This window comes from Pengzhenrongella sp., from assembly GCF_036565025.1.
Lineage (GTDB): Bacteria > Actinomycetota > Actinomycetes > Actinomycetales > Cellulomonadaceae > Pengzhenrongella.
This window is the reverse complement of sequence record NZ_DATCNW010000139.1, coordinates 14,790-36,565: the sequence shown is the minus strand read 5'-3', so window position 1 is coordinate 36,565 and position 21,776 is coordinate 14,790. Positions and strand designations below refer to the sequence as shown.

Below are 21,776 nucleotides of genomic sequence, written 5' to 3'. Positions count from 1 at the left end.
ACTGTGACGGTGAAGTCTCTCAGGGCAGAACGACGACCTGCGCCGCGTAGACCAGTCCGGCTCCGAAGCCGATCTGCAGCGCGAGCGCGCCGCTGGACACCTGGCCCTCGTCGAGCAGGCGATGGGTGGCGAGCGGGATCGACGCCGCGGACGTGTTGCCGGTGTCAGCAATGTCACGCGCGATCACGACCGACTCGGGCAACTTGAGCTGCTTGATCATCAGGTCGATGATCCGCATGTTCGCCTGGTGCGGGATGAAGGCGTCCAGATCCTCGGCGGTGATGCCGGCCGCGTCCAGCGCCTTCTGCGCCACGGGCGCCATCTGCCAGACGGCCCACTTGAACACGGTCTGGCCGTCCTGGCGCAGCGTCGGCCAGTCGGCGCCGTTGTCGCGGACGTCGAGCCAGGAGTGGGTTTGGCGGATCGCGTTCGCCTGTCCGCCGTCTGAGCCCCACACGGTCGGCCCGATGCCGGGCGTGTCGGAGGGGCCGACGACGGCGGCGCCGGCACCGTCCCCGAGCAGGAACGAGATCGACCGGTCGGTCGGGTCGATGAAGTCGCTCATCTTCTCAGCGCCGACCACCAGCACGTGCCGCGCGGTGCCGGCACGCACGAGGGCGTCGGCCTGCCCGATCGCGTAGCAGTACCCGGCGCACGCCGCCGAGACGTCGAAGGCGGCGGCCGGGGTGGCCCCGATCCGGTCCGCGAGGAACGCGGCCGCGGACGGAGTCTGGCGGAAGTGGGTGGTGGTCGAGACGATCACGGCGTCGATGTCCGCGCCGGTGAGACCGGCGTGCGCGAGCGCGGCGTTGGCGGCGCGCTCGGCGAGGTCGAGCAGCTCGGTGCCCTCGGCGGCCCGGCTGCGGGTGACGATTCCGGTGCGCTGGCGGATCCACCCGTCGGACGAGTCGATCGGTCCGGCGATGTCGTCGTTGGTGACCTGGAGCTCACCGCGTGCGGCGCCGAGGCCGAGGATGCGCGTGTGGGCCGGTCCGGTCGCCTGGGTCAGGGTCGCTCGAGTCACGAGAGGATCTCCTGGGAGTCGGTGCTGCGAGATTGGGTGGATCCGCCGTGGCGGCGGACGAGTTCGCGGGCCGCGTCGAGGTCGGCGGGCGTCTTGACGGCCACCGTCTCCACCCCCGGAAGGGTACGCCTGGCCAGCCCGGCGAGAACACCTGCGGGTGCGAGCTCGAGCAGCCCGGTCACGCCCAGCTCCTGCAGCGTCTGCTGGCACAGGTCCCAGCGCACCGGGTTCGCGACCTGCGCCACCAGGCGCGCGAGCGCCTGCGTGCCGGAGGTGACCGCGGCGCCGTCGGCGTTGGAGAGCAGGGTGATCGTCGGGTCGGCGGGCTCGATCGTGGTCGCCCGGCTCGCGAGCTCGGCGACCGCCGGCGCCATGTGGGTGGTGTGGAAGGCGCCCGCGACCTGCAGCGCGATCACCCGGGTACGGGCCGGCGGGTCCTGCGCGAGGGCCGCGAGGGCGTCGAGCGTGCCGCCCGCGACGACCTGGCCGGCGCCGTTGACGTTCGAGGCGGTCAGGCCCAGCTCGGCGAGCCGCGCGAGCACCTCGGCGGGGTCGCCGCCGAGCAGGGCGCTCATCCCGGTCGGGGTGACGGCGGCCGCGCGGGCCATCGCGGCACCGCGGACGGCCACCAGGTCGAGGGCCTCGCGCTCGGTGAGGACGCCCGCGATCGCGGCCGCCCCGAGCTCGCCTACCGAGTGACCGGCGACCGCGTCGACGCCGGCCGGGCTCGCCGGGCCGCCGTCGTCGGCCGGGTCGAAGACCGCGTGGAAGGTGAGCAGGGCGCTCGCGACGAGCAGCGGCTGCGCCACCGCGGTGTCCCGGATCGTCTCGGCGTCCGACGTCGTGCCGTGGCCGGCGAGGTCCTGCCCGACGACGTCGGAGTACCCGGCGAGGCGACCGGAGAGCCCGGGCAGTTCGAGCCAGGGCGCGAGCATGCCGGGTGACTGGGCACCCTGACCGGGACAAACGACAACGAGCATGCGTCCACTGTGTCGAACCTTGCGCTCCGCAACGAATCACGACCCACACGAAGGATTCGAGCAGGTCTTGTGGGATGTCTACAAAGCGGCGTCGAGCCGGCCGAGCGCTAGCGCGGTCTGGAGCACGTAGGACTCGCGCGGGTTGTGCGGGTCCCAGCCGGTCACCTCGGCCACCTTGCGCAGGCGGTAGCGCACCGTGTTCGGGTGCACGTAGAGCTCGCGCGCGGCCGCCTCGAGCGAGCGCCCACCCTCGAGGTAGGCGGAGAGCGTCTCGAGCAGCGACCCCGTGCTGGCGAGCAGCGGACGGTAGGCCTGCTCGACGAGGGTCCGGCGCGCCGAGGCGTCCCCGGTCAGCACGCGCTCGGGAAGCAGGTCGTCCGCGGAGACCGGGCGCGGCGCCCGCGCCCAGGCGGGCGCGGCGACCAGGCCGGCCAGCGCGGCGCTCGCGGAGCGGGCGGAGTCCGCGAGGTTCTGCACAGTAGGGCCGATGACGACCGGGCCCGGACCGAACCGGGGGAGCAGCGAGGCGGCCGCGGCCTGCAGGTCTCCCGTGCCGCCGAGGAACACCACCAGCCGGTCGCCCTGGATGCCGACGAGCCCGTCGTCGGCCGCGCGGCGGGCGGCCCGCCGCAGGTCCGCGGCCCGCACGTCGTCCAGCGTCGAGCCGGACGTGCCGACCATCACCAGGGTGGAGCCGCGTCCGGACCACCCGAGCGCGGCGACCCGGGAGCGCAGGTTGTCGTCCGCCTCGCCGCGCGCGAGCGCGTCGACGACGAGCGCCTCCAGGCGGGCGTCCCACGCGCCGCGCACCTCGGCGGCCCGCGCATAGACCTCGGCGGCCGAGAAGGCGACCTCGCGGGAGTAGCGCAGCACCGCCTCGCGCAGGTCGCGCTCGCCGCCCGGGGACGCGAGCTGGTCGCTGTGCGCCTCGACGACGTCGACGATCACGCGCACGAGCTGCAGCGTGTGCTGCAAGGAGATGGACCGGGTGAGCTCCGGTGGGGCGCCGGCGAAGATCTCGCTGACCCCGTGCGGGGTGCCGGTCGGGGTGGCGTACCAGGTCACGAACGCGTCGATGCCGGCCTGCGCGACCAGCCCGACCCACGACCGGTGCTCCGCCGGAAGCGTCCGGTACCACGACAGGTCCTCGTCGAGGCGGCGCATCGCGGCCGCGCTGAGCAGGCCGCTGCCGTCGCGGAGGCGCCGCAACGTGTCCGGTCCGGTGGGGGTGCCCGACGCCGTCGAAGCCGCCGACGTCGTCGAGAATGGCTGCGCTGTCATCCTCGGAGCATACGGCGGGGCTTGTAGGGAACGGACAAACTCCTCGACCGGTCGGCGGTGGCTGGTTGCGCACTCGGGTGCGGTTTTCGGGGTCGGGCGTCCATCCAACGGCTATGGTCATTTCATGGCTCTGCTCCCTCGCCTGCGTCAATTGATGCGGCGCCCCTTGTCGGCGTCCAAGGTCGGCGCGCGCCGGCCGACGAAGACGGCCCGACGAGGTGACACCCTCCACGAGGACGCGCTGCGCTCGATGCTCAGCGACGATCCCAACAACGTCCGTGCGTTCCAGGCGCTCGCAGCGATCGTCAGCCGACGCGCCGCAGAGACCGGGCCCGACGGCGACCCGCTCACCGGTGCGGCCGACCCGAGCGCCAAGCAGCGGGCTGCAGATTTGGCTGTCTGGTCGCTCGGCGAGGAGCTCGCCGGACACCCGCGCGCCTGGTACCCACTGGTCGAGCTCGCGCGCCTGTCGGTGCGCGACGACCACAAGGGCACGCTGCGCCGCCTCGCGACGGCGGCCGAGCGGGACCCGACCGGCGAGGCGCTCGCGGAGGGTCTCGCGGTGCTCCGCAACGCCGGGCTCCCGGCGGACGCGCTCGGACTGGGCATCGGTCACTGGCGCCCGCGTGAGCAGACCCCGGAGATCGGCCGGCACATCGTGTACGCCGCCCTGGAGGCGGATCGCCCCCTCGAGGCGAAGCAGCACCTGAAGTCGCTCGACCTCTACCCGGACCAGGACGCGATCGCCCCCCTCCGCGCCGAGCTCGAGCGCGCCGTAGCCGACGCCCAGCAGCACGCCACCGGCGCCTAACTCCCCCCACTCGCACGTTGTCAGCCCGAGCGCGCCCCCTGGCCCGCGCTCGGGCTGACTCATGTGCCCGCCCCCGAGTTGTCAGCCGTAGCGCGCCCCCTGGACCGCGCTCGGTCTGACACGTGCGCTCGCCCGCCTGGTTGCGGGGCCGGCGGGCGCGAGTTCGCCGTTTGCTGTCGAGTTCGTCGATCGAGAACGACGAACTCGCGTACGAAACGGCGAACTCGAGACGCAGCAGGGCCCCCGACGGGAATCCGTCGGGGGCCCTGCTGCGTCTCGCTCAGGCGGTCAGGAGTCTCCGCCTGCGCTGCCGGACGTGCCGGCGGTGACGTCGTGCAGGCGGTACCGCTCGATCGCCTTGGCCGGGGCGTCCGAGGAGACCTTCCCGTCCCGGGCGAGCTGCTGGAGCACCCGGACCGCGGTCGACGGACCGTCGATCTTGAAGTGCCGGCGCGCGGCCGGGCGGGTGTCGGAGAACCCGAACCCGTCCGCGCCGAGCGTGGCGTACGTGCCCGGGATCCACTGCCGCACCTGGTCCGGGACCATGTGGTCGAAGTCCGTCGTCGCGACGAACGGACCCTCCGCACCGGCCAGCTTCTGGGCGATGTACGCCTCGCGCGGCTCCTCGCCCGGGTTCAGGAACGCCTGCTGCTCGGCGGCCAGGCCGTCGCGCCGCAGCTCGTTCCAGCTGGTCACCGACCACACCGCGGCGCGAACGCCCCAGTCCTCGGCGAGCAGCTTCTGGGCCTCGAGCGCCCACAGCACCGCGACCCCCGAGGCCAGGATCTGGGCGCGCGGCCCGTCGCCGTCGGCCGGGGAGATCAGGTGGATGCCGCGCAGGATGCCCTCGACGTCGACCCCCTCGGGCTCGGCCGGCTGGAGCATCGGCTCGTTGTAGACCGTGAGGTAGTAGATGACGTTCGGGTCCCGCGCCTCGTCGGGCCCGTACATCCGCTGCAGGCCGTCGCGCACGATGTGCCGGATCTCGTACCCGTACGCCGGGTCGTAGTGCACGACGTGCGGCATGGTCGCCGCGAGCACCGGGGAGTGGCCGTCCGCGTGCTGCAGGCCCTCACCGGTCAGCGTGGTGCGGCCCGCGGTGGCCCCGATCAGGAACCCGCGCGTCATCTGGTCGCCGGCGGCCCAGAACTGGTCGCCGGTGCGCTGGAACCCGAACATCGAGTAGTAGAAGTAGAACGGGATCAGCACCTCGCCATGGGTGGCGTACGAGGTACCCACGGCCTGGAAGGCCGACGCCGATCCGGCCTCGTTGATGCCCGTGTGCATGATCTGCCCGGACTCGGACTCCTTGTAGGAGAGCATCATCTCGCGGTCCACCGCGAGGTAGTGCTGGCCCAGGGTGTTGAAGATCTTCGCCGTCGGGAAGATCGCGTCCAGGCCGAACGTGCGCGCCTCGTCCGGGACGATCGGCACGATGCGGTGGCCGATCTTCTTGTCCTTGACCAGGTCCTTGAACAGCCGCACGAGCGCCATCGTCGTGGCGACCTCCTGGTGCCCCGAGCCCTTCGCGAGCAGGTCGTAGGTCGACTCCGGGGGCAGTTCGACCGGGGCGTAGTTGGTGCGCCGCTCGGGCACGAAACCGCCCAGGATGCGACGTCGCTCGAGCATGTACTGGATCTCGGGGGAGTCCGGGCCGGGGTTGAAGTACGGCGCGTGGAACTCGTCCTCGTCGATCTGCTCGTCCGAGATCGGGATGTGCAGGGAGTCCCGCAGCACCTTGAGGTCGGCTTCCTTGAGCTTCTTCATCTGGTGCGTGGCGTTGCGCGCCGCGAAGCCCGAACCGAGCCCGTAGCCCTTGACGGTGTGCGCCAGGATGACCGTCGGCTGCCCGGTGTGCGCGGTGGCCGCGGCGTAGGCGGCGTAGATCTTGCGGTAGTCGTGCCCGCCGCGCTTGAGCTCCCAGATCTCGTCGTCGCTCATGTTCTCGACGAGCTGCTTGGTCCGCGGGTCGCGGCCGAAGAAGTGCTCGCGCACGAACGCGCCGTCGTTGGCCTTGTACGTCTGGTAGTCACCGTCCGGGGTGACGTTCATCAGGTTGACCAGCGCGCGGTCCTTGTCGGCGTTGAGCAGCTTGTCCCAGCCGCGGCCCCAGACGACCTTGATGACGTTCCAGCCCGCGCCCCGGAACTGGGCCTCGAGCTCCTGGATGATCTTGCCGTTCCCGCGGACCGGGCCGTCCAGGCGCTGCAGGTTGCAGTTCACCACGAATGTCAGGTTGTCCAGGTTCTGCTGGGCGGCCTGCTGGAGCATGCCGCGGCTCTCCGGCTCGTCCATCTCGCCGTCGCCGAGGAACGCCCAGACGCGCTGCTGGGAGGTGTCCTTGATGCCGCGGTTGTGCAGGTAGCGGTTGGTCCACGCCTGGTAGATGGCCGACGACGGCCCGAGGCCCATCGAGACCGTCGGGAACTCCCAGAAGTCGGGCATCAGGCGCGGGTGCGGGTAGGACGGCATCCCGCCGCCCGGGTGCGAGAGCTCCTGGCGGAACCCGTCGAGCTGGTGCTCGGTGAGCCGGCCCTCCAGGTACGCCCGCGCGTACACGCCCGGGGACGCGTGTCCCTGGAAGAAGACGTGGTCGCCGCCGCCGGGGTGGTCCTTGCCGCGGAAGAAGTGGTTCATGCCGACCTCGTACAGCGTCGCCACGGACGCGTAGGACGAGATGTGGCCGCCGACGGCGATGCCCGGGCGCTGGGCGCGGGTCACCATGACCGCGGCATTCCAGCGGATCCACGAGCGGTACCGCCGCTCGAGCACCTCGTCGCCCGGGAAGTACGGCTCCTCGTGCACGCCGATCGTGTTGACGTACGGCGTGTTGATCGACGTCGGGATCGCCACGTTGCGTTCCCGAGCGCGCCTGAGCAGGTTCAGCAGAACGTACCTTGCCCGCGGACCGCCCCGGTCCTCGATCAAGCCGTCCAGGGATTCTAGCCATTCGCCGGTCTCTGACGGGTCGATGTCGTCAACCTGGCTGAGCAGACCGTTGATGAGCGGTCCTGTCTCTTCGAACGAAGCCACGAGCGCTCCTAGCGTGTCGTCTGCAAGTGAGGCCGATCGGCCCCGATGCATCCTCGGACCGAGTCCGTCGGGCGCCGTTCGCCCGCGTGCTTCGGTAGGTAGATTCATTCTGTGACCTTTCGCTGGCGAAGTCACACCGGGGGGCCTTTAGTCCCGCGTGACGCTCGTGACACCGTCCGCCGGTCACGCTCCTCACCCCGCCCCACCGCGAGGTGGGCTAGCGTGTGCGAAAAGTAGATTCGGGCCCGCGAGGGCCGACGGCAACAAGAAGGGAACGGGTCTTCACTGTGGCTTCCAGCGCGACCCCCATCGATGGCGCTCCGGCGTCGCAGGGCGCGAGCCGGCTCGGGTTCACAACCGGCCAGGTGATTCAGGAGTTCGGTTGGTCGGACGATGTCGACGACGAGCTGCGCACCACGCTCGAGGCGATCACGGGAACCGAGCTCGTCGACGAGGACTATGACGACGTCACGGACGGCGTCGTGCTGTGGTGGCGCGAGGACGACGGCGATCTCACCGACGCCCTCGTCGACGTCCAGACCGTGCTCGACGACGGCGGGCTGATCTGGGTGCTCACCCTCAAGCCCGGCCGTCCCGGCGCGGTGAGCCACAGCGAGATCCAGGAGGCCGCCACGACGGCGGGCCTGCATGCGACGAGCACCTTCCTGATCGCGTCCGACTGGTCCGCCACCAAGCTCGGCGGTCGAGGCCGCTGACCGCGGTCGTGGGCGACACGGGCACCGTGCGGGTCGGCGAACCCGCCCCGGACTTCACCCTCTCCGACACGCACGGCACCCCCGTGCGGCTCTCGGAGCTGGCGGGGACGCCGGTGGTGCTCGTGTTCGTCCCGTTCGCCTTCACCCGCACCTGCACCGGTGAGCTGTGCGAGCTGCGCGACAACATCGGCGACTTCGACGCCGCCGGGGCGCGGCTGCTCGTGGTCTCGTGCGACCCGGTCGCGTCGCTGCGGGCCTGGGCGGAGCAGGAGGGTTTCGGCTTCGACCTGCTCTCCGACTTCTGGCCGCACGGCGCGGTCGCGAGCGCGTACGGCGTGTTCGACGCCGACCGTGGGCGCGCGATCCGCGGCAGCTTCCTCATCGACGCTGCCGGGATCGTGCAGTGGACCGTCGTCAACCCGTCCAGCCAGGCCCGCGAGCTCGCGGCGTACCGGGCGGCGCTCGCAACGCTCTGAGCGCCGGCGCCGCCCGGTAGGCTTGCGGCGCGACGAGGGCCTGTAGCTCAGCTGGTTAGAGCGCCGCGTTTACACCGCGGAGGTCGCCGGTTCGAACCCGGCCGGGCCCACCCCTGTACCCTGGCTGGGATGCCAGCACACCAAGCCACGTCCGTCGCGCCCCGGCAAGCACCGTCCTGGGGTCGGCGACTGGTAGGCATCGAGGGCCTGCGCGGGATGGCCGCACTGACGGTGATCGCCTTCCACGTCGGGCACCTGACCACCCCGCAGGTCGCCACGGTGGGCCAGTTCCACGTGCTCCAGTACTTCAACCAGGGCCTGACCCTGTTCTTCGTGCTGTCCGGCTTCCTGCTGTTCCGGCCGTTCGTCTCCTCGCTGATCGCAGGCTCGCGTCGACCGACCGCGCGGCGGTTCTGGACCAACCGGGCGCTGCGGATCTTCCCCGCCTACATCGTGATCGTGCTCGTGGTGAACGCCCTGGGCTTCTCCAAGACGCCGAACGCCGGCGTCGAGCACCCCTACGGCGTGGTCCATGGCTGGCAGCTGCTGATCGACACCCTCCTGCTGCAGGGCCTGCAGCCGATGACCCTGCGCACCGGGATCGAGGTGGCCTGGACCCTGAGCGTCGAGCTCAGCTTCTACCTCGTGCTGCCCGTGCTCGCCGCCGTCGGCTTCTGGCTCGCCCGACGCCGGCTGCCCGCTCTCGTCGGTGCGCTGACGCCGCCGCTCGTGCTGCTCGTCGGGGCGCTCGCGGGCCGGTACCTGCTCTTCGAGAAGCTCCAGGGGATGGGCCCGGTCGACGCCTTCGCGGCGCAGTGGGGGCCGACCTGGACGGCGGTCGTCGCGCGCAGCCTGTTCCTGCACGCGGACCTGTTCGCGTACGGGATGCTCGCGGCCGTGCTCTACGTGCTGATCGAGAGCGGCCACATCCGGCGCCGGGCCGTGCGCTGGATGCGCCCGTTCTTCGCGCTCGGCGCGCTGCTCGCGCTGTACGGCTTCTTCCAGGGCTGGGGCGGCGCGTACGGCGACGGCCTGGTCGCGATCACCGCCGCGCTGATCCTGCTGACCGCCGTCGTGCCGGGCCGCAACGACAAGCCCGGGATCCTCGGGTTGTTCCTCGAGCTGGCCCCCGTGCGCTGGTTCGGCCTGATCTCGTACAGCGCGTACCTGTGGCACCTGCCGATCATCCGGTGGGTCCAGACGAACCTGCCGGCCGCGCAGGACTCCCGGCGCGGGTTCCTGCTCTCCCTCGCGCTGGTGCTGGTGCTCACGACGGCGTTCTCGGCTCTCACCTACTACGCCGTCGAGACCCCCGCGCTGAAGCTCAAGGCCTGGTTCATGGCACGCGCGAAGCTGCGCCGGGCCGAGGCCGAACCCGAGCAGGCGCCCGCCGCGGACCTCGTTCCGGTCGCCACACCCGACGCCGAGTCGGAGGCCGGCGCCGCCGACCCGAAACCGGTCAACGTCGGCGTCTGAGCCGGCGATCGCGCCGGCCGACGAGCCGCGCGCGGGCGAGATCTGCGGCTGAGCAGCCGTCTCGAGCAGCAGGTTCTGCGCACTCGGCGGCGAGCCGGCTCAGTCCTTGTGCTTGCGGTGCTTGCCGGGACTCGGACCGTCTTTCGGGGTGGGCCCGGCTTGCTCCTCGGCCGCCGCCGCCGCCGCCGCAGCCGCGGCCTCGTCCGCTCTGGCCTGCTCGGCGGCTTGTGCCTGTGCACGCTGGCGCTCGAGCGCGGTGAGGTCCGCGGAGACCTCGGTGATCGAGGACTCGATGAGATCCTGACGTTCGACCGAGAGCTCGCCGTTGCGCCGGGCCGCCGCGACGTGCCTGGTCAGCGTGGCGAGCGCGGTTCGGGCGAGCGGCACGTTGCCGCCCGCGGACGCCCGGGAGACCGCGAGGACGTCCGCCTGCAGCCGGGTCGCGACGTCGCCGGTCAGGTCGGGCGCGGCGCACCCGCCCAGCAGGCTCGCGGTGACGAGGACGGCCACGGCGGCCGACGACGCCCGGGTGCGACGGTTCACGGGTTCACGCTCCCTTGCCCTAGCCGACGGGTGCCGTGGTCGGCGTCGGCGTCGGTGCGACGGTCGGCGCCGTCGTCGGTGCCACGGTCGGCGTCGTGGTTGGTGCCACGGTCGGCGTCGGTGTCGGGGACTTGTTCGCGTCCGCGTTCTTCTTGTCCTGCTTCTGCTGGGCCCGCGCGGCCTTGGCGGCATCCTCCGCGGCCTGTGCGGCGGCGTCGGCAGCTGCCTGGTTGGCCGCGGCCTTGTCGTCGGCTGCCTGGTTGGCCGCGGCCCTGTCGGCGGCGTCCGCGGCGGCCTGCGCATCCAGTGCGGTCAGGTCGGCCGTGACGAGGGCGATCGCCAGCTTGATGCGGTCCTGGCGCGCGGCGGACAGCGAGTTGGCCTTTCGGGCCGCGTTGACGTGCTTGGTCAGCGCGTTGAGCGCGCTGTGCGCGCGCGACAGGTTCCCGGCGGCGGACGCCTTGGAGACCGCCAGGACGTCGGCCTGCAGCCGGGTGGCCGAGCCGGCGGCGAGGTCCGGAGCCGAGCCGGCACACCCGGTCAGGATGCCCATCGCCACCACGACGGTCGCGGCGATCGATACCGCGCTCGTGCGTCGGGCGGTCACGGGTTCACGCTCCTTTGCAGATCCTTCAGATGCTGGCCGAGCTGACCGGTCACGGCGGGGTAGCTGGGCGCGGGTGCGGGCGTCGCGTCCGGTCGGTTCAGGCCGAACCACAGCCCGACGCCGACCACCGCGGCGATGACGACCGACGCGACGATCACCCTCGTGCGCCGTCGTCCGGGCCTGGCGGGTGCCGGGTGGTCCGCCGGCTCCTGCTCCCGGTCGGACAGTGCCAGGGATCCCCAGGGTGGCGTCGAGGTCCCCTCAGGAGGCGCCGTGAGGACGCGCGTCGACCCGTCGTCGGACGAGGCTGCCCCCGTGGCGGACAGGACCTGCGTGGCGCCGGTCGGGGGCAGGGTCAGTGCGAAGGGGGTCGCCAGCCGGGTGGCCGGATCGTCCTCGATCTCGCCGGTGAGGGCCCGCAGCGCGCGGCTGGCCTCGTCCGCCGTCGGCCGGTCGGCGAGGTTGCGGGCCGTCATGGCGGTCAGCACGGAGGTCCACGCGGGCCCCAGGTCCGCCGGGACCTCCGGATTGCGGTTCAGGCGCGCGACGGCCGACTCCAGCGAGGTGCCCGGGAAAGAGCGGACGCCCGTCATGCACTCGAGCAGCACGAGGCCGAGCGCGTACACGTCGGTGGGCGGCCCGGGCGAGGTGCCGATGGCCTGCTCCGGGCTCATGTAGTTCGGCGTCCCGATCAGCAGGCCGGTCGCGGTCAGGTGCGCGTCGGTGATCAGCCGGGCGATCCCGAAGTCGGTGAGCTTCGTCCACGGCGTGATCGTGGTGGAGCGTCCGGCGTCGGGCAGCAGGATGTTCGCGGGCTTCACGTCGCGGTGCACGATGCCGGCCTCGTGGATGTACGCGAGCGACTCGGCGACGTGCGCGCCGATCGTCGCGGTCTGCTCGCGCGGCAGCGCGCCCTTGGCCAGGCGGTCGCCGAGCGAGGGCCCGGCGACGAGCTCCATCACGAGGAAGGCGTGGTTCGCGCCGTCGGAGAAGGCGTCCGCTCCCGCGTCGAAGATCGTCACCAGCCCGGGATGGTTCAGCCGGGCGAGCAGGCCGATCTCGCCCTTTTGGCGCTCGTCGAATCGCGCCTCGGTGGCTCGGTCGCGGAACACCTTGATCGCGACGTCGCGACCGAGCAGCGTGTCGCGCGCGAGGTATACGTCGGCCATGCCGCCGGAGCCGAGGTGCGAGACGAGTTCGTACCGCTCGGCGAGCAAGGCCGGCTCGGTGGTCGGGGGGTTTGTGCTCACGGCACCTCCGTAGGTCGGCGCCAAGCATGACAGCAGTCGGGGCGTATCCTCTCCGCGCTCCCTGCCCGGACGCTCTGGCCGGGGCGGTAACGTGCGACGCGTGAGCTCCCCGATCGCGCCGCCGCCCGCCGCTTCCCGCCCGACGACGGCGTCCCGCCCGACGTCGGTCTCGACGCTCGCCGACGCCGTCGCCGCGCTCGAGCGGCGCTATCCGCCGGCCACGGCGGAGTCGTGGGACGCCGTCGGGCTGGTCACGGGGGAGCCGGCCCAGCCGGTGCGCAAGGTGCTGTTCGCCGTCGATCCGACCGCCGCCGTCGTCGAGGAGGCGATCGTCTGGGGCGCGGACCTGCTCGTGACGCACCACCCACTGCTGCTGCGCGCCGTGCACTCGGTCGCGGCGACGTCGTTCAAGGGCGCGCTGCTGCACCGGCTGATCCGCGCGGGCGTCGCGCTGCACGTGGCGCACACCAACGCGGACGCGGCGGCCGGCGGGGTCGCCGAGGCGCTCGCGGATGCGGTCGGTCTGGTCGACCTCGGCCCGCTGGTCGCGGCGCCCGCCGAGCCGCACGACAAGCTCGTCGTGTTCGTCCCGGTGCCCGACACCGAGCGGGTCATCGACGCGCTCGCGGCCGCCGGTGCGGGCCGCATCGGGGAGTACTCCCGGGTCGCGTGGAGCACGACCGGCGTCGGCAGGTTCACCCCGTCCGAGGTCGCCGCGCCCGCGATCGGGAGCGCAGGCGTCCGCGAGCAGGTGGCCGAGGACCGGGTGGAGATGGTCGTCCCGCGCCGGCTGCGCGCCGCCGTCGTCGCGGCGCTGCGCTCGGCCCACCCCTACGAGGAGGTCGCGTTCGACCTCGTGCAGATCGCCGCGCAGGGTGCCGCGACCGGGATCGGACGGGTCGGCCGGCTGCCCGAGCCGATGACGCTGCGGGCGTTCGGGACGCAGGTCGCGGCGTCGCTCCAGGCCACCGAGCAGGGGGTGCGGCTCGCGGGCGACCTCGACGCGCAGGTCTCGCGGGTGGCCGTCGTCGGCGGCTCGGGGGACTCGCTGTTCGACGCCGTGCGGGCCGCGGGCGTCGACGCGTACGTCACCGCGGACCTGCGCCACCACCCGGCCAGCGAGCTGCGCGAGCGTGCGGAGTTCGAGCAGCGGGCGATCGAGTGGTCGGGCCTCGGCGCGGCGTCCGGGCCCGCGCCCGCGACGCCGTTCCTCGTCGACGTGGCACATTTCGCGAGCGAATGGCCCTGGCTCGAGCGGGCGGCGGCCGACCTCGTGGCGGATCTCGCCGTGCGCGGCACTACGGTGGTCTCGCGCGTCAGCACGCTCCGGACGGATCCGTGGACGGCGCGCATCCCCTCCCCGGAAAGGACCGCCCCGTGACGACCGCACCGCTCGACGACCAGCGTCGCCTGCTCGATGTCCAGGCGCTGGACACGCGCGCGGCCCAGATCGCCCACCGCAAGCGCCAGCTGCCCGCGCTGATCAGGCTCGCCGAGCTCGACGTGCGCCTCGCCGACGTCGACACCTCGCGGGTCGCCTCGCGCACCGCGCTGAACGACATCCGCCGCGAGCTGACCAAGGCCGACAGCGACGTCGAGCAGGTGCGCTCGCGCGTCGCGCGCGACCAGGCCCGCCTCGACTCGGGCACCGGCACCGCCAAGGACCTGCAGGCGATCACCAGCGAGCTCACGGCGCTCGGTCGCCGCCAGGCCGAGCTCGAGGACGTCGAGCTCGACGTGATGGAACGCCTCGAGGCGCACCAGACCGCGCTCGCCGAGCTCGACGCCGCCGCTGCGGTGATCGTCGCGCAGAAGGCCGAGGCCGAGGCCGAGCGCGACGCCGAGTACGCCGTGCTCGACGCCGAGCTGGCCACCCTGGAGGCCGACCGCGCCGTGAACGCCGCGAACCTGGACGAGGGGCTCATCAAGCTCTACGACAAGCTGCGCGGCCAGCTCGGCGGCCTCGGTGCGGCCGCGCTGCGCGGGCGGCGCTGCGAGGGCTGCCGCCTCGAGCTCAACCCCAGCTACGTGCAGTCCATCCGCAAGGCCGAGCCGGACCAGGTCGTGCTGTGCGAGGAGTGCGGGCGCATCCTGGTGCGCCTGCCCGAGCCGGCCGCCAGGGTCTGACCCGTGCCCGAGGCCCGGCTCGTCGTTGAGGCCGACGGCGGCTCGCGGGGGAACCCGGGCCCGGCCGGGTACGGCGCGCTGGTCCGCGATCCGGCGAGCGGGCGGGTGCTCGCCGAGCGCGCCGAGTACCTCGGCATCGTCAGCAACAACGTCGCGGAGTACTCCGGCCTGGTCGCCGGGCTGCGGGCCGCGGTCGAGATCGACCCGGACGCGTCGATCGACGTCCGTCTGGACTCGCGGCTCGTCGTAGAGCAGATGTCCGGGCGCTGGAAGATCAAGCACGAGGACATGCGACGCCTCGCCGAGCGGGCCCGCGCGATCCTGCCGCCCGAGCGGGTGTCCTACACCTGGGTGCCGCGCGCGGAGAACGGCGCCGCGGACGCGCTGGCGAACGCCGCCATGGACGGGCAGACGGCGATCGTGCGGGACTACTGGCGCGACGCGGCCGGCGACGCGTCCGGCGACGCGGGTGCCGATGCGGGCGCCGACGTTGGCCGCGACGCGGGTGCCGCGGAGGCCCGTGACCTCGGCGCGGTCGACGCGGACGCTGTCGAGCTGCCCGGCGGCGAGGTGTCCGGCGGTGACACCCGGGCCGGCGAGGTGCACGCCGTCGTCCCCGAGCGGGTCGCGACCGGTGCACCGATCCGGTTCGACGACGCCCTGCCCGTCACCATCGTGCTGGTCCGGCACGGGGAGACGGCGCTGACCGTGAGCAAGGCGTACTCCGGCTCGTCGGTGCCCGGCCCGCCGCTGACCGACCGAGGCCGCGAGCAGGCCGCACGGGCGGCCGAGCTCGTCTACCGGATCGGCCGGGACGTGTGGGGCGACGTGCCCGATCCGAGCGAGCTGCTCGCCTCGCCCATGGTCCGCACCCAGGAGACCGCGGCCGCCATCGGGCGCCGGCTCGGACTGCCGGTGCGGACCGAACCGCTGTTCGCCGAGTGCGACTTCGGGGAGTGGGAGGGCCTGACCGCCGCGGAGATCGAGCGGCGCTGGCCCGGCGACCTCAAGCGCTGGCACGACGACGCGAGCTTCCGCGCCCCCGGCGGGGAGTCGATCGAGGACGTCGGGGTCCGCATGCGCGCCGGCCTGGGCGCCGTGCGAGCGGCCGGGGTCGGCCGGACGGTCGTCGTCGTCACGCACTCGGTCTCGGTGCGCTCGGCGGTCGGCGTCGCGATCGGCGCGAACTCCTCCGCGTGGGCCCGGATCCGCGTCGCCCCGGCCTCGGTGAGCATCATCCGACTCTGGTCCGACGGCACGAGCGAGGTCACGGTAGTAGGCGCCCCCTCCGAAGTCTGAGACTCCGTCCGGCCGCAGACTGCGCACATCCGTGTTCCCTGCGCACATCGGATGTGCGCAGTCCGCACCGATGTGCGCAGTCTGCGGGTGGGGGAGCGGGCGCAGCCGCCCATACCGGTCCGGGGTCACCCGTCATGCAGCGGCGCGGCGGCCTGATCGCGCCGTCGCCGGGCTTCGGTTTCGGGTCTGGGCCGCAAACTGCGCACATGCGTGACTGCTGCGCACATCCGATGTGCGCAGTCCGCACCGATGTGCGCAGGCTGCGGAAACTGGGCCGCCGGCCGGGCTAGGTGGGTGGCTAGGTGACGGTCAGGGTGAGGAGGTGGGGGGTCCGGGCGCTGGTGGGGTCGGACAGCTCGGCGTCGAGGAGGTCGACGCCGATCAGCTCGCGGGCTGCGTCGAGGAGTTCGAGTGGGGTGGTCGGCTCCGGCCCGGGGCGCACCAGCAGGTGCCGGATCAGGACTCCGCGGGTGTGCTTGGCCGAGTGCGAGACGACGGTTCGCCGCCCGGCGAGCTCGCGCAGCACGCGCACCGCGACCCAGCGAGCTCCGCCAATAGGCGGCAACGACCGCGTCGACCCGGCCGTGCCCGTCGGCGTCGACCCGGCCGTGCCCGTCGGCGTCGACCCGGCGGTGCCTGATGGCGTCGACCCGGCCGTGCCCGACGGCGGGCGCCAGGCGGCCACGTACGGAGCCGAGCGGCAGTCGACGATGAGCTCCCCGGCGATGGCTCGCGGGTCGAGCTCGACGGCCAGCAGCGGGCGCCAGGCCCGCGCGAGCGGCCCGACCCCGGGCAGGTCGGTGCCCATCGAGAGCCGGTAGGCGGGGATGCGATCGGCGGGCCGCACGAGGCCCCACAGCGCCGAGACGATCCGGATCGAGTCCTCGGCGCGAGCCCGGGCGGCGTCGTCGGGCAGGTCGGCCAGGCCGGCGGCCGCGTAGAGCACCCCGGAGTAGACCGACGACGCCGCGGCGGATGGCCCCGTGCGCAGGTGCCGATTGGCCGCGACCTCCGCCAGCAGGCTGGGCCCGACGCCGAGCACCGCGGCGGCATCGCGCCGCGCGCTTGCCTTGGCCAGGGCCCGGAGCACGACGGACCGGTGCTTGGTGAGCCCGGGGGAGCCGAGCGCCGCGAGGTCGACGGGCGCGCCGTCGTCGGGCGCGGTCTTGGATTCGGAGGGCGGGAGGAGCACGAGCACGCCCGGAACCCTAGCCGGGCGCGGGCGACGGACCCGCCGCTCCGTTCACGGCGCGGTGGCCGGCGGCGGGCCCAGATAGCCGTGCAGGAACGTGCGGACGCCCGCGGTGACGATCTCGGTGACCTCGGACTCCTCGAACGGGATCGCGCCGAAGTAGGAGCGGCTGGTGAGCTCCGAGCCGACGAGCAGCACGAAATGGGTCGCCGCGCGGTCGGCGTCCCCGATCGCGAGGCGCCCCTCGTCGGCGAGCCGGCGCAGGCGAAGGGCGAGCTCGCGATGGACCCGCCGCGGTCCGGTCTCCTGCCACGCGTCGAGCCCGGCCTGCGGGAAGTGCCCGACCTCGGCGTTGATCTGGCGGACCAGTGCGAAATGGTCGGTGAACTCGGCCATCGGCTTCGTCCAGGCGCAGCCCAGGGCGACGAGGTCGGCCTCCAGGTCTGTGACCCGCTCGAGGTAGCGGTCCAGCAGCCCGATCTGGGCGGCGGCGACCCGGGTCGCGCTCTGCTGGATGACCGACAGGAACAGCTGCTGCTTGTCCTCGAAGTGGTTGTAGATGGTGCGCGTGGAAACGCCCGCCTCGGCCGCGATCGCGTCGATGCTGGCGCGCGTGTAGCCGTCCCGTCCGAACACGACGAGGGCGCCCTGGGTGATCGAGGCGCGCTTCTCCGCGAGCCCCCGGCGCTCGCGGGGTGGGGTGGGCGGCGGCACGTCCTGGCTGGTCATCGCGAGTCTCTCCAAAGAATTGCAGTCATCGTTTTACTTGTTGCCATGCACGTTGTACTTTACCGGACATGAGCCCACCGACGACAGCGCCGCCCGTGCCCGACCTGCTGGCGATCCCGGCGTCGGTCTGGGGCATCGCGGCGGTCGTGACGTTCGGGTCCTTCATGTCGGGGCTGGACGCCTCGCTGGTGAACGTCGGGCTGGACACGATCGGCCGCCGGCTGGACGCGCCGCTCGCGACGACGCAGTGGATCGCGAGCGGCTATCTGCTCGCCCTGGCCGCGGCCCTCCCGGCGTCCGGCTGGCTGAGCCGGCGGTTCGGGGCCGGCCGAGGGTGGCTGTGGTCGCTGGGCGCCTTCACGGCGGCGTCCGGGCTTTGTGCGCTGGCCCCGAGCATCGGCCTGCTCATCGCCGGTCGCGCGCTCCAGGGCGTCGCGGGCGGGCTGCTCGTCTCGACGGGCATGACGGTCCTGGCGGGGGCGGCCGGGCCCGAGCGGATGGGCCGCGTCCTGAGCATCACCGGAGTCCCGACCGTGCTCGCCCCGGCGCTCGGGCCGGCCGTCGGCGCGCTGCTCCTCGCGCATCTGTCCTGGCAGTGGTTGTTCGGAATCAACCTGCCGGTCGGCGTCCTGGGTGTCGTGCTCGGGCTGCGATTCGTACCGCGCGGCGAGCGGGCCCCGGCGTCCCGGCTCGACGTGTCGGGGCTCGTCCTGGTGGCTGTCGGCCTGCCGCTCGTTGTCTTCGGGATCACCGAGGCGGGCTCCCGCGCCACCCTCACGGCCGCGCCCGTGCTGCTGGCCCTGCTCGGCGGCACCGCCGCGCTGGTCACCTTCGGGCGCCGGTCGCTGCGCCGCGAGCACCCGCTGCTCGATCTGCGCGTGTTCACCAATCGGGTGTTCGCGGCCGCCTGCGTCGAGCTGTTCTTCGGTGGTGCGGCCCTGTTCGGCGGGCAGGTCGTGCTGCCGCTGTACTTCCAGCTGCAGCGCGAGCGGCCGATCGTCGAGACCGGGCTGCTGCTGCTGCCGTTCGGCCTCGCCGCCGCGGCGACGTTCCCGATCGCCGGGCGACTGACCGACCGGTTCGGCGGCGGCCGGGTGGCTGCCGTGGGGCTGGCGGTGACCGCGGTCGCGACGGCACCGATGGGCTGGCTCCCCGCCGACGTCGGCCTGGTTCCGCTGGAGGCGCTGCAGGTCCTGCGCGGCGTCGGGCTGGCGCTCTCGGGGGCGCCGGTGGTCGCGGCCGCGCTCGCCGCCGTCGCCCGGCACCAGCTGGCCGACGCCATCGCCGAGATCAACATCCTGTCGAGGGTCGGCGGGGCGCTCGGCGGCGCGCTGCTCGTCGTCGTCCTCACCAGCAACTTGAACCAGGGGGTTCGCGGCGTCGCTGCGACCACCGCTTTCCAGACGACCTTCTGGTGGATGACCGGCGCGGCGCTCGCCGCGCTCGCCGCCGCCGGCTGGCTCGTCGTCGAACAACATCGCTCTCACGTCCGAACCTCACACGAGATGGAGCACCACCCATGACCCGGATAGCAATCATCGTCGGCAGCACCCGCCCCGGCCGCCGGGCCGACGCCGTGGCCCGCTGGGTCCACGACGTCGCCGCCCTGCGTGACGACGCGACGTTCGAGCTCGTCGACCTCGCCGACTTCGACCTGCCGCTCCTCGACGAGCCCCAGCCTGCGGCGTTCGGCCCGCACTACGAGCACGCCCACACCCGGGCGTGGTCCGCCGCCATCGCGTCGTTCGACGGCTACGTCTTCGTCACGCCCGAGTACAACCACTCCACGTCCGGCGCGCTGAAGAACGCGATCGACTTCCTGTACACGGAGTGGAACGACAAGGCGGCAGGGTTCGTCGGCTACGGGCTCCAGGGCGGCGCCCGGGCGGTCGAGCACCTCCGCCTGATCGCCTCGGAGCTGAAGATCGCGGACGTCCGCGCCCAGGTCGCCCTGTCGGTGTTCACCGACTTCGAGGGCGTCCGCGTGACCCCGGGCGTGCACCAGGCCGCGTCGCTCGAGACCATGCTGGACGAGCTGGTCGCCTGGTCGGACGCCCTGCGGGTGGTCCGAGCGCCGGCCGTCGCCGAGCTCAGCCGCGCCGCGTCGGCCTGAGCGGGCGGCCGGCGTCGGCCCGGCGTCGCCCCGGCGTCGGCCCCGGCCCCGGCGGCGGGCTAGGCTGGGCACGCGGATGAGCTGGCTGGGCGGCCGCGTTCCCCATGACTTCGGTCGCGGGGGCCGAGGAACGTCCGGGCTCCGTAGGGCAGGGTGGTGGGTAACTCCCACCCGGGGTGACTCGCGGGAAAGTGCCACAGAGAACAGACCGCCACGCTGGCCCGCAAGGGTTCGCGGGGTAAGGGTGAAACGGTGGCGTAAGAGACCACCAGCGTGCCGGGTGACCGGTGCGGCTAGGCAAACCCCACCCGGAGCAAGGTCAGACAGAGAGTGCTTGAGGGCGGCCCGCCCGAGCTCTCGGGTAGACCGCTGGAGGCGTGCGGCAACGTACGTCGTAGATGGATGGTCGCCACCCGCGCGGGGGTAACCCTGCGCGGGTACAGAACCCGGCGTACAGGCCAGCTCATCCGCACCTCAGCGAACGTTCCCCCGGAAACGCTGTGTCCGCACGCGAACTGCGAGACGTTCTCGTGGTTGTCGCCTTGCGGCGACAACAACTCCCAGTTCGCGTGCGGCGCCGGACTCTGGAGGCCCGACGGGCGAGCGCGTCACCCGGTCACGGTCCACCGGGGCGCCGGCTGGCGGTCCTGCGCATACCTCCCGGCCCGGTCGCTGAGCACGCCGACGTCGGTGTCCTGGACGTGGGTGAACCTGACTCGAACCGGGTCCCGGACTCCCTCGAGGCTGACGTACCCGACGCCGGGCAGCTCCTCGGGGATCTGATCGCAGAGTGCGCCGCGGTCCCGGGCGCCCGGGCCGAAGACCAGGGCGACCTGGGCGGCGTCGGTCATCCGTAGGCCGATACGGGTGGGGAACAGGGCGCGCAGGTCCGCGACCTCCTTGGGATCCTGCACGGACCCGATCACGGTGACCCCCGCCGCGCGCCCCTGGGACAGCAGCAGCGACAGCGCGGCCGCGATGCGGGCCTTGCTCTCCCGGTCGACGAGGTAGGACGTCAGGTTCGCGAGCTCGTCGATGACGACGACGATCAGCGGATCGGCGCTGGTGGGGGTGTGCAGGCGCGAGACCCCGCGCAGGGACCGCTGGCGGCGGCGCATGACCGCCACCTGCTCCTCGAGCGCGTCGGCGAACTCGGCTTCGTACGCCGAGCCGGAGTCGGGGTCGCCGTAGACGAACCGGGCGAACAGCCGGCGTCCGAGGGCGAGCTCGACCCCGCCCTTCGGGTCCAGGGCGACCACCTGCACGAGCCCGGAGCCGATGCCGGGAGCCAGGGCGGACAGGATCGACCAGATCACTGAGCCCTTGCCCGAACCCGTGGCGCCCGCGACGAGGACATGGCTGCCGAGCAGCCGCAGCCGGTAGACCGTGCCGTCCTCGCCGAGGGCGACCGGCAGCGCGCTGAGGTCGGGCGGCCCGTCGGCGTCGGACTGGTCGAACGGGGCGATGTCGTCGACCAGCGGGTCGCGGACCAGCATCCACAGGACCAGGTCGTGCGGACGGTCCGGCACGATGCGGACCCGGCACCCGGTGACCCCGAACGTCTGAGCCAGACCCTCGGCCGCCGCGGTCCAGGTCTCGACCGTCTGACCGGGCATCATCCGCACGTGCACCAGGTCCATGTCGCCGCTGATCCGCACCCGGAGCAGGCGGGGCAGGTGATGGGCCCCCGCGTGCTGGACCGAGAGCTTGCTGGTGATCATCGCGCCCGGCCAGCGACCGCGATAGACGCGCGACTCGCGCCAGAAGCCACGGATCCGCGCGACGACGTCCTCCTCGAAGGAGTCCCGCCACCGGACCCGCCAGGTCACCAGCGCGGCCACCCCGGCGAGCGCCAGGATCGCCACGACGAGCCGGACGGAGGGCACCTGCGTCATCACCACGACCAGCACGATCGAGCCGGTCAGGATCCAGTGCCGGAACAGGAACCCGAACCCGGCAGCGATCCGCCCCAGGAACCACATCGAGATGAACGTCGACATCGAGACCTTCGGCGCGTTCAGCTGCAGCGGGAAACCTCTGCCGAACCGAACCCCGCCCAGGCGACTCATGTCGCCACGGCGGGCGCGACCGACCGATCGCCGGTCTGCTCCCGTGCCGG

19 protein-coding genes, 1 tRNA gene and 1 other RNA gene are annotated in these 21,776 nt (G+C 72.9%); 11 read left to right on the top strand and 10 right to left on the bottom strand.

Annotated features, from left to right (window positions below):
* Window positions 1-19: 19 nt before the first annotated feature.
* The 3 genes from VIM26_RS08140 to VIM26_RS08130 all read right to left on the bottom strand — a co-directional run bounded on the left by VIM26_RS08140 (window position 20) and on the right by VIM26_RS08130 (window position 3,285).
* Window positions 20-1,024, bottom strand: coding sequence for a beta-ketoacyl-ACP synthase III (locus VIM26_RS08140; protein WP_331949982.1), 1,005 nt, complete (start codon window positions 1,022-1,024; stop codon window positions 20-22).
* A complete protein-coding gene (locus VIM26_RS08135) occupies window positions 1,021-2,004 on the bottom strand; it encodes an ACP S-malonyltransferase (protein WP_331949980.1) in 984 nt (327 codons plus the stop codon). The genes VIM26_RS08140 and VIM26_RS08135 overlap by 4 nt, the downstream gene beginning before the upstream one ends.
* Window positions 2,005-2,082: 78 nt before the next feature.
* Window positions 2,083-3,285 (bottom strand): helix-turn-helix domain-containing protein, encoded by a 1,203-nt coding sequence (locus VIM26_RS08130; protein WP_331949978.1) that lies wholly within the window; start codon window positions 3,283-3,285, stop codon window positions 2,083-2,085.
* Between the two features lie 124 nt (window positions 3,286-3,409).
* Between VIM26_RS08130 and VIM26_RS08125 the strand changes: the two genes are divergently transcribed.
* Entirely contained in the window at window positions 3,410-4,096 is a 687-nt protein-coding gene (locus VIM26_RS08125; RefSeq protein WP_331949976.1) for a hypothetical protein, read from the top strand.
* Window positions 4,097-4,384: 288 nt separating this feature from the next.
* On the opposite strand, the gene aceE is transcribed toward VIM26_RS08125, so the two are convergent.
* Window positions 4,385-7,129, bottom strand: a complete 2,745-nt coding sequence (gene aceE, locus VIM26_RS08120) for a pyruvate dehydrogenase (acetyl-transferring), homodimeric type (RefSeq protein WP_331949974.1) — start codon at window positions 7,127-7,129, stop codon at window positions 4,385-4,387.
* A gap of 287 nt (window positions 7,130-7,416) precedes the next feature.
* Here aceE and VIM26_RS08115 point away from each other — a divergent pair, with 287 nt between their 5' ends.
* From VIM26_RS08115 to VIM26_RS08100, 4 genes are all read left to right on the top strand, one after another.
* Complete coding sequence (locus VIM26_RS08115) at window positions 7,417-7,845, top strand: DUF3052 domain-containing protein (protein WP_331949972.1); 429 nt, start codon at window positions 7,417-7,419, stop codon at window positions 7,843-7,845.
* A gap of 8 nt (window positions 7,846-7,853) precedes the next feature.
* Window positions 7,854-8,321 carry a peroxiredoxin gene (locus VIM26_RS08110; RefSeq protein ID WP_331949970.1) on the top strand — a complete coding sequence of 156 codons (468 nt, stop codon included), beginning with the start codon at window positions 7,854-7,856 and terminating at the stop codon, window positions 8,319-8,321.
* 36 nt (window positions 8,322-8,357) lie between these two features.
* A tRNA-Val gene (locus tag VIM26_RS08105) sits at window positions 8,358-8,431 on the top strand.
* Window positions 8,432-8,450: 19 nt separating this feature from the next.
* Window positions 8,451-9,797, top strand: coding sequence for an acyltransferase (locus VIM26_RS08100; protein ID WP_331949968.1), 1,347 nt, complete (start codon window positions 8,451-8,453; stop codon window positions 9,795-9,797).
* A gap of 99 nt (window positions 9,798-9,896) precedes the next feature.
* Here VIM26_RS08100 and VIM26_RS08095 read toward each other — a convergent pair whose 3' ends face one another.
* From VIM26_RS08095 to VIM26_RS08085, 3 genes are read right to left on the bottom strand one after another with little or no spacing between them, the layout of a single operon-like run.
* Window positions 9,897-10,340, bottom strand: a complete 444-nt coding sequence (locus tag VIM26_RS08095) for a hypothetical protein (protein WP_331949966.1) — start codon at window positions 10,338-10,340, stop codon at window positions 9,897-9,899.
* A gap of 19 nt (window positions 10,341-10,359) precedes the next feature.
* On the bottom strand, window positions 10,360-10,947 hold the full coding sequence (locus tag VIM26_RS08090) for a hypothetical protein (RefSeq protein WP_331949964.1): 588 nt from the start codon (window positions 10,945-10,947) through the stop codon (window positions 10,360-10,362).
* Window positions 10,944-12,197 carry a serine/threonine-protein kinase gene (locus VIM26_RS08085; protein WP_331949962.1) on the bottom strand — a complete coding sequence of 418 codons (1,254 nt, stop codon included), beginning with the start codon at window positions 12,195-12,197 and terminating at the stop codon, window positions 10,944-10,946. Before VIM26_RS08085 ends, VIM26_RS08090 begins: the two co-directional genes overlap by 4 nt.
* Window positions 12,198-12,309: 112 nt before the next feature.
* Here VIM26_RS08085 and VIM26_RS08080 point away from each other — a divergent pair, with 112 nt between their 5' ends.
* The 3 genes from VIM26_RS08080 to VIM26_RS08070 are packed head-to-tail and all read left to right on the top strand — an operon-like array spanning window position 12,310 to window position 15,623.
* The gene (locus tag VIM26_RS08080; RefSeq protein WP_331950011.1) at window positions 12,310-13,578 is read left to right on the top strand and encodes a Nif3-like dinuclear metal center hexameric protein; all 1,269 of its coding nucleotides are present in this window, start codon (window positions 12,310-12,312) and stop codon (window positions 13,576-13,578) included.
* Window positions 13,575-14,324: a zinc ribbon domain-containing protein gene (locus tag VIM26_RS08075; protein ID WP_331949960.1), complete on the top strand. Its 750-nt coding sequence runs from the start codon at window positions 13,575-13,577 to the stop codon at window positions 14,322-14,324. Before VIM26_RS08080 ends, VIM26_RS08075 begins: the two co-directional genes overlap by 4 nt.
* A gap of 3 nt (window positions 14,325-14,327) precedes the next feature.
* Window positions 14,328-15,623 carry a bifunctional RNase H/acid phosphatase gene (locus VIM26_RS08070; RefSeq protein WP_331949958.1) on the top strand — a complete coding sequence of 432 codons (1,296 nt, stop codon included), beginning with the start codon at window positions 14,328-14,330 and terminating at the stop codon, window positions 15,621-15,623.
* A 298-nt stretch (window positions 15,624-15,921) separates the two neighbouring features.
* On the opposite strand, the gene VIM26_RS08065 is transcribed toward VIM26_RS08070, so the two are convergent.
* Both VIM26_RS08065 and VIM26_RS08060 read right to left on the bottom strand, forming a co-directional pair.
* Complete coding sequence (locus VIM26_RS08065) at window positions 15,922-16,821, bottom strand: peroxide stress protein YaaA (RefSeq protein WP_331949956.1); 900 nt, start codon at window positions 16,819-16,821, stop codon at window positions 15,922-15,924.
* Window positions 16,822-16,866: 45 nt separating this feature from the next.
* Window positions 16,867-17,544 (bottom strand): TetR/AcrR family transcriptional regulator, encoded by a 678-nt coding sequence (locus tag VIM26_RS08060; RefSeq protein WP_331949954.1) that lies wholly within the window; start codon window positions 17,542-17,544, stop codon window positions 16,867-16,869.
* A 68-nt stretch (window positions 17,545-17,612) separates the two neighbouring features.
* Here VIM26_RS08060 and VIM26_RS08055 point away from each other — a divergent pair, with 68 nt between their 5' ends.
* From VIM26_RS08055 to rnpB, 3 genes are all read left to right on the top strand, one after another.
* Window positions 17,613-19,067: a DHA2 family efflux MFS transporter permease subunit gene (locus VIM26_RS08055; RefSeq protein ID WP_331949952.1), complete on the top strand. Its 1,455-nt coding sequence runs from the start codon at window positions 17,613-17,615 to the stop codon at window positions 19,065-19,067.
* On the top strand, window positions 19,064-19,657 hold the full coding sequence (locus tag VIM26_RS08050) for an NAD(P)H-dependent oxidoreductase (protein WP_331949950.1): 594 nt from the start codon (window positions 19,064-19,066) through the stop codon (window positions 19,655-19,657). The genes VIM26_RS08055 and VIM26_RS08050 overlap by 4 nt, the downstream gene beginning before the upstream one ends.
* Before the next feature lie 77 nt (window positions 19,658-19,734).
* An RNA gene (gene rnpB, locus VIM26_RS08045) (RNase P RNA component class A) lies at window positions 19,735-20,127 on the top strand.
* A 138-nt stretch (window positions 20,128-20,265) separates the two neighbouring features.
* On the opposite strand, the gene VIM26_RS08040 is transcribed toward rnpB, so the two are convergent.
* A complete protein-coding gene (locus tag VIM26_RS08040; protein WP_331949948.1) occupies window positions 20,266-21,726 on the bottom strand; it encodes an FtsK/SpoIIIE domain-containing protein in 1,461 nt (486 codons plus the stop codon).
* Window positions 21,727-21,776: the final 50 nt, after the last annotated feature.

Coding starts and splice junctions, on each gene's coding strand:
- VIM26_RS08125 (WP_331949976.1), top strand. CDS start 3,410: ATGGCTCTGCTCCCTCGCCTGCGTCAATTGATGCGGCGCCCCTTGTCG.
- VIM26_RS08050 (WP_331949950.1), top strand. CDS start 19,064: ATGACCCGGATAGCAATCATCGTCGGCAGCACCCGCCCCGGCCGCCGG.
- VIM26_RS08055 (WP_331949952.1), top strand. CDS start 17,613: ATGAGCCCACCGACGACAGCGCCGCCCGTGCCCGACCTGCTGGCGATC.
- VIM26_RS08040 (WP_331949948.1), bottom strand. CDS start 21,726: ATGAGTCGCCTGGGCGGGGTTCGGTTCGGCAGAGGTTTCCCGCTGCAG.
- VIM26_RS08100 (WP_331949968.1), top strand. CDS start 8,451: ATGCCAGCACACCAAGCCACGTCCGTCGCGCCCCGGCAAGCACCGTCC.
- VIM26_RS08135 (WP_331949980.1), bottom strand. CDS start 2,004: ATGCTCGTTGTCGTTTGTCCCGGTCAGGGTGCCCAGTCACCCGGCATG.
- VIM26_RS08060 (WP_331949954.1), bottom strand. CDS start 17,544: ATGACCAGCCAGGACGTGCCGCCGCCCACCCCACCCCGCGAGCGCCGG.
- VIM26_RS08130 (WP_331949978.1), bottom strand. CDS start 3,285: ATGACAGCGCAGCCATTCTCGACGACGTCGGCGGCTTCGACGGCGTCG.